The 7,166-nt window shown below is 59.3% G+C and carries 3 protein-coding genes; all 3 read left to right on the top strand.

Annotated elements, in window-relative coordinates:
* The first annotated feature begins 242 nt into the window (after positions 1–242).
* Positions 243–1,958 (top strand): SHIRT domain-containing protein, encoded by a 1,716-nt coding sequence (locus tag PWJ82_RS02050; RefSeq protein WP_274735093.1) that lies wholly within the window; start codon positions 243–245, stop codon positions 1,956–1,958.
* Between the two features lie 50 nt (positions 1,959–2,008).
* Positions 2,009–5,971 carry an SHIRT domain-containing protein gene (locus PWJ82_RS02055; RefSeq protein WP_274735094.1) on the top strand — a complete coding sequence of 1,321 codons (3,963 nt, stop codon included), beginning with the start codon at positions 2,009–2,011 and terminating at the stop codon, positions 5,969–5,971.
* Between the two features lie 176 nt (positions 5,972–6,147).
* Entirely contained in the window at positions 6,148–7,029 is an 882-nt protein-coding gene (locus PWJ82_RS02060; protein ID WP_016442488.1) for a formate/nitrite transporter family protein, read from the top strand.
* Positions 7,030–7,166: the final 137 nt, after the last annotated feature.

Genomic DNA, 7,166 nt, shown 5'->3' on the forward strand with positions numbered 1-7,166 from the left:
GACGTACGCTCCGTACCGAACTTTAGGATACGAGGACTTCAGTGGGGTCCGAATCCAAACAATCGTGCAATATGGTTGAAATATATAATGTACCAGTTAAGGGCCGAGGTGCTTAATCTTTGGAATATAAGGTGTAGACATGAATATCATTTGAGAATAATATGCAATCGGAATATATTTCAGCAGTTGTAAACTGAAGGAAATATTTGCCATGGTTGCACGCGTCTCGGGGGGAGCTCATTTTGTCCAAGCCTATCCGCGTTGTTTTAACTATTCTCCTTGCTGTGGGGCTCATAGGATTTAGTACCGTTCCTGCCTCCGCAGCTCCGACCGATGTCTCGATCACCGTAGGCAGTGACGCCTACGCGATTGATAACGAGGGGCAGATTACCAGTAAGAGCGAGTTCCTTTACGACTCCTCCAAGGGCGATACCGCCGCCGATGCCTACCAAATTGCCTACCGCGGCACCCTCGATATGAAGGGTGTGTGGAACAGCTACAACATCTTCAAAATGGCGTGGATGTTCAAGAACGGCTTTGACAAGGCGCGCTACGCCACTAAAACTTTCAGTGGGGAGTGGGATATTTCCTTCACCGTTGATCCCTCGGTGGTCTCCTCAAATCCGGACTTCGTTAGCTGCGAGGCTGTGCAGTCCGAAATGGATAAGCAGAATGCTCCCTCCAAGTTTGGCGAGATCATGCGCTGCGAAACTGCGGCATACGATGCCACTACCGGCAAGTTCACCGCTCACTTTGGACTGCATCACGCGGATGGCAGCAAGGTGACGGGCGCGGACCTCGACAAGCCGGAATACCAGCCCGCCAAACTTGTTCTCACCACCCCGGCGCACGCCTTCTATGTTCCACAGTCCAAGTTTGAGGCCGGCAAGACCTTCAAGATGGTGGAGCCCACCGTCCGTGGCAACATGACGATGGACTACTTCTACTTTGGCATGCCACTGCGTTTCAACGACACTTCGGATCCGGTGACCTTGACGATGGTTGCTACCAACGATGCCACCTTCACTTTCGCCAGTCGGGATCCTGAACGTCAGCTCCCTGAGAGCGTCACCAAACTTGTGCCGGAGCGTGTGACTAAGTTGCGTGACGGTGCACAGGTGATCCCGCCCGCACTCGCGCAGACAAGCGTTGCCGATGGCCAAGGCACCTGGACCTTTGACACATGGGAACCCGCTGAGGCAACTGTGGCCGGAAGTGACCTCAACTTCGTTGGTTACTGGAAGTACGCGGTGAATCCCGACGCGGTCTTCACCGCAACGTACAAATATGTGGCGGTTGATGGCTCTGCGCTCCCCGACGAAGTGATGGCCACCTTGCCGAATTCGGAGCAGGTTACTCAGGGTTCGACAGTCACACCGCCAACTCCGGCGCAAACAGAGTTCACAAGTACCACTCGTACTGAGAGTGCGGATGTGGCCACAACGTGGAAGTTTGATGGGTGGGAACCCACGAGCGCGGTTGTTGATGGCGCGGACCTGAGCTTCACGGGCACCTGGACGAAGACGGTTGTGGAAACACCGCTACCGCCCAATCCGGAACCTGAACCGGGGCCCAATCCGGAGCCCGAACCGGAGCCCACAACGGAGCCGGAACCCGATCCGACGTGTGATCCAACAGTTGAGCCAACGGTTGATCCGACGGATACTCCCAGCACGGATCCCTCGCCCCGTCCATCGACGGAGCCCTCACACACGCCGACGGTCGCTCCAACACCGGAGCCGGCACCGACCTCCGCTCTGCAGCCCACGGTGCCAGCGCCCGTGGCGCCCACGGCTGCTCCCACGATCTCCCCAACGGTCGCACCAACGGCTAAGCCCGCGCCAGTAGCACAAGAACTGTCAAAGACCGGGCAGTCCGCGACCCCGTTTGCGCTCGCTGCCGGAGTTCTTATGCTTGCCGGAGTCGGGGTTCTCGGCTTGCGCCGTCGTTCTCACTAAAAACACCCGAACGACGCAAGAAACGCAAGCTTAAAGATAGGAATAACAACGTGGGCAAGAAAATTGTTGCGGTAGTAGCCGCAGCCCTCCTTGGTTTTTCAACGAACGCTCTGATATCCCCGGCTTTTGCGGCGACAACGGTGGGGACGGAGCAGGAGCTCCGTAGCGCCATCACTGCCGGCCAGAGCGTGAGTCTGAGCGCAGATATCACGCTAACCGGAGAAATTGAGATCCCGAGCAACGCGGATGTGAGTGTTGAGGGCCAAGGGCATACCATTACGGCCGGGGCACCGAGCGCCGCCCCGGGCGGGAACGACCATTACAATATGTTCCGCACCGCTGGCGGGCAGGTGACCTTCTCTGATGTCACCCTTGATGGCGCAGGTAAGCGCCGGGGACTGTGGCTCGGTGCGGGCTCTACCGCCACCCTCGACAAGGTGGCGATCAAGAACGGAACAACCGCCGGAACCCGCAATTTCGAAGGCGGGGCCGTGTACGTTCTTGACGCCGCCCTGAACGTCACCAACGATTCGGTAATAGAAAACAATTCGAGTATCTGGTCACAGGCCACCTACGATATGCGGGTCGCAGATGAGACGAAGAGGAATCCTGCCTTTGGGAACCTTCCCGCCGAAACTCAGAGTGCTCAGATCAGCCAGATGCCTAACGGTGGGGCGATTTACGCCACCGGGGCGCGCTCTACGGTAAACATTAGCGATTCCACGCTCCGTACTAACCAGGCGAAGGATCATTCGCAGGACGGTGCAAGGGTGCGCGGTAACGAAGGTAACGGCGGCGCCGTCTACATGGACGGCGCGGCCACATTGGTGGCGGAACGGACTTCCTTCATTGATAACCACGTCGCCCGGGTTTCCACGGGCGGGTACCAAGGCGGTGCGATCTATGCGGGTGACAGGACGACGGCGCGCATCACCGGCAGCACCGTCAACGTTGGCGCTCCCTTCAATACCGGTGGCTTCCTCCGTGCTTTCAACGCGAATGTCACTGTAGATAACAGCGATTTCACCTTCACGGGGCGTGGGAACGCCTACGGAATTTCCGGTGGTGCTTTTGCGAGCCAGAACTCGGCGCTCAAAATTAATAATTCGCGCTTCGTGGCCAGCGATAGTTCCAAGGTGACCTTCGCCGGCGGTTTCATCGATATCGTCGGCACCGGAAGTTTTGAACTGACCAATTCGCAACTAACCGGACGCGGCAGCGGCAACGGAAAGGGGCTGGCCACCTTCGGCGGTGCTATTGCCTTTGAAACGGGATCGAGCGCCACCGCGGTGATCCAGAATTCCACTGTTCGTGATGTGCACGCAGACTCCAACGGCGGTGCGATTTCCCTTTCTACCCGGATCGGTGAAGAATCTGCGGTTAATCTTCGCGTTGTCAATTCCACGATTTCTAATGCCGGAACCCTGGTTTGGGGGCCTGCCACACAAGTAGGCGGTGTGCTCTTCGTGGGCCCGGGAAACACGGTAGCTCTGGAAGGCGTGACGCTGAGCTCCGGGCGCTCGGGGCGCGGTGGTCTTATTTACAACGAAGGCTCTACCACCATCACCGGTGGGACGGGCTCCTCGAAGCTCTCGGGAGGTTTTGTCTATTCGGCAGTTGGTGCGGGCATTTTCAATGACGGCTACCTGAAACTCGACGACATGAGTTTGGGCGGCAACAAGAAGGGCGACTGGTCAGTACATCAGGATCATCCGTCGAGCATCGAGGTGGATGGTGCCCGGATTGGGGAGTACCCGGGTTTGAATGTGTATGCCAACAAGGATGTGATCATCACGCCCAAGGCGCGCCTTGATACCGGTGACGTGCGGGTGATCGACGGACAATCTGCGGTGCTCCTAACGGGCAAGCTCACTAACCAGCTCAATATTTCCCTGAGCGAGAATGTCAAAAATGTCAGTGAAGCGCCTTACGCCGGGCAAAACGAGCCGGCGCAGCGCTACATTGGTTACACGGTTGCGAAAGGCACTGATGGCTACGCACCTGGCGCAGATGACGCGAATACGATCCACTATGTCACTCGCGATAACCGCCAGGCTGCCGCAGAATTCGGTGACCACACGGGTTCCGGAGCCTGGGATTACGTGCTTTCTGACGAGGGCACCGTGGTCCTCGGACAGCGCGCCATGATGTGGTATCACCCCAATGGGGGGAACTTCGATGCCCAAGCACCGAACGTTGAGGTAGAACAGCCTTATACGATCTACTCTTCGACGAAGCTTCTTCAGGGACACCCGGCGGCTCGCCCCGCTCAAATGACCCGGTACGAGGGTGCGAACCCGGTTCGCGAGGAGACGCGCACCATTACCGACAGCCTGGGCCGCACCGCTGAGCTCGGCACCTACACATTCGTGGGTTGGTATTGCTCTGCCGTCACTCCCGCCGAGATTGCGGGCGGGCAAGCGAATAATAAGGGATACGATTTCGCGCAGGCCTTTACCGACGGCGCCTCCGCTAACGCTGTGACCGATGCCAAGGGGAACAAGAACCCGTGCACGGCCGCTAGTCGAGTAATTGGCGGCGAGACGGCGCGCGCTGAGCCCGCACCGTCACAGCCGGCCGCCCCTATCACGCAGATTGTGGACCCGAATGAGCTCACTGCCTATGCGGGCTACGCTCCTGCTTACGGCGTGACCTCCACATTCGTGAGCGGTACTGCCGGCAAGGAACTGCCCGAGGGCGTAAAGAAGCAGACCCCCGCCATCGACACCAAAAACGGTGCTGGCTACACGGAGGGCGATACTGTCGCTTCGGCCGCACCAGATTTCACGGCGGTTCCCGATGGCAACGGCCAGTGGACTTTCCAGGGCTGGGATGCGACCACCAAAAAGGTCACGGGGGCCGATCAGGAATTTATCGGTACGTGGGTGTGGCAACAGCAGCTTTTCAAGGTAACCCATGAATTCCGTGCTGCGGACGGTGCTAAAAAAGCCCTGCCAGAGGCACTAGCGGCGCGCACTCCCGCCGATAACCTCGGTGAGAAGGGTCAGGGTTTCCCGAAGGGAACGCTTGTCACCCCCACAGACACCTTCGATAAGGCGAGATACTCGGATGCTCCCGGGGAAGTCTGGTCTTTCACGGGGTGGGACCGCGCGAGCGACACCATTACCGATGCCGACGTTCACTTCCTCGGCTACTGGAGCCTGACACGGTATCCGCAGCCAGCTGTGATGGGAGCCTACGGGGAATGGCAGGACGAGGAGGTGACCTGTGAGAAGAATACGGTGACGCAGACCCGTATGAAGACCACGTATACGGTCACCTGGAATGCCACTACTTTGGAGTGGGATACGATCCCCACGACTGAGACCGAAAACCAGGAGCGGGAGAAGACTCCGGAGGAAGTGAAGGCCTGCACTCCGGAACCCACCAAGGCCCCGATGTTCACCGAGTGGATTGATGGGGAGAAATCCTGCGAGACCCACCAGGTAGTGCAATCCCGCACGAAGACCACGTACACGTATACCTGGAATGCGGAAACCCTGAGTTGGGATGAAACAGCGGCACCGAGCACCGAGACGCAATCACGGCCAATGACCGCTGCGGAGCTCAAGGAATGCTCGGTGGAGCCAGATCCGGCACCGGAGCCTGGGCCGCAGCCGCCTGCACCGGCACCGCAACCGGAACCTGGTCCCGCACCGCAGCCTGATCCAGGGCCCGGCCCGGAGCCGGATCCTCAACCAGATCCGCAACCGGAACCGAGCAAGCAGCCTGCTCCGCGTCCTGACCCGCACCCGAGTGTCACGCCGTCGGCGCCTGGAAGGCCGAGCCCCGAACCTACACGGGAGCCGAGTCTGATTCCGACACCGGTGCCGACGTCCGGGCAGCCAGCCCAGCCGGCGCCCACGCCGGATCAAACACCTACGCCACCAGCTGGGCGCTCGCAGCGCCTCGTGCATACGGGTAGCGGGGCTGGTGGTGCCATTGGCGCAGCCCTCCTCTCGATGCTCCTGGGCGCAGGCGCCGTGGTTTATCGACGCAGTGAGCGTCGCTAAATAGGTAGCGTGAGATAGTTGAGCTGTGCGCTCCGTCCGGCAAGGACGGGGCGCACAGCTCCGTCGTCGTACCCTCACGCACCGTGCCCTGTCCCTATCTGCTCATAAATGTCTATAGCTCCCACCGGGCACTTTCACATAAGATGAGGGGCGCTGAACTGACAAAGGAGTAAGAGGTGAGCATAACCATTCCCGATCCGCACACCCTCGCGGTTGAGAACGCCCGCGCGGCATACAAGAAAACTAAGAAACCGCTGACGCGATCCTTCGTGATGGCACTCTCGGGCGGCGCCTTCATTGGCATGGGCTACATTTTCTACATTACGTCGCAACAGGGCCTGGCCGACGGTCCGCTCGGCCCGGCGAAAGTCCTGGGAGGCCTGTGCTTCTCGGTTGGCCTCATCCTGGTGGTGTTGACCGGCTCGGATCTCTTCACCTCAACCACGATGACGGTTATGCCGCTCTACCACAAGAGGGTGCGTCCCCGGCGGTTCTTCGCTCACTGGGGCACTTCTTTGGCCGGCAATTTGGTTGGTGCGCTGTTTTTGGCGTTGCTCGTCTTTGGCGCGGGCCAGGCGCTCTCCAACGGCGGGGCGTGGGGGGAGGTTGCCCTCCATACCGCGGCGGGCAAGGCCGCGCATTCTATCCCGGAGGCCTTCCTCCTGGGCGTGCTCGCGAATATCGCGGTGTGTGCCGGTGTATGGATTGCGCAATCGGGGCGTTCTACGGCGGATAAGATTCTCGCCTGTCTATGCCCCATCCCGCTTTTCGTTGCCGCCGGATTCGAGCACTCGGTGGCCAATATGTTCCTGCTTCCACTCGGCCTTATGTGCAAGTACTGGGGCGGGGATGCTTTCTGGAATTCCGAAGCGGTCCTCGCTTCCGGTCACGGGCTCGCTGACTACGCCGCATTCACGCCGGGCGCCGTTGCCCTCAATATCGGCGTGGTGATTCTTGGCAATATTGTGGGCGGCGGTTTCATCCTCGCCACCTACTTCTGGGTTGCGTATCTGCGTGACGACGACGCAGCTGACGTTTACGACGCGCCGTTGAAGTAATCCACGCCGATACCGGCTAACGTGCCCGTGTCTGGTTTCAGGACATATGTCCACCCCACCCCACCACACCTTAAATACCCATGTCCCACGACATGAGTCCGGGCATGTCCCACGACATAAGTCCACACCCACACCCA

Source organism: Actinotignum schaalii (assembly GCF_028864145.1).
In the GTDB taxonomy this organism is placed as follows: domain Bacteria; phylum Actinomycetota; class Actinomycetes; order Actinomycetales; family Actinomycetaceae; genus Actinotignum; species Actinotignum schaalii_B.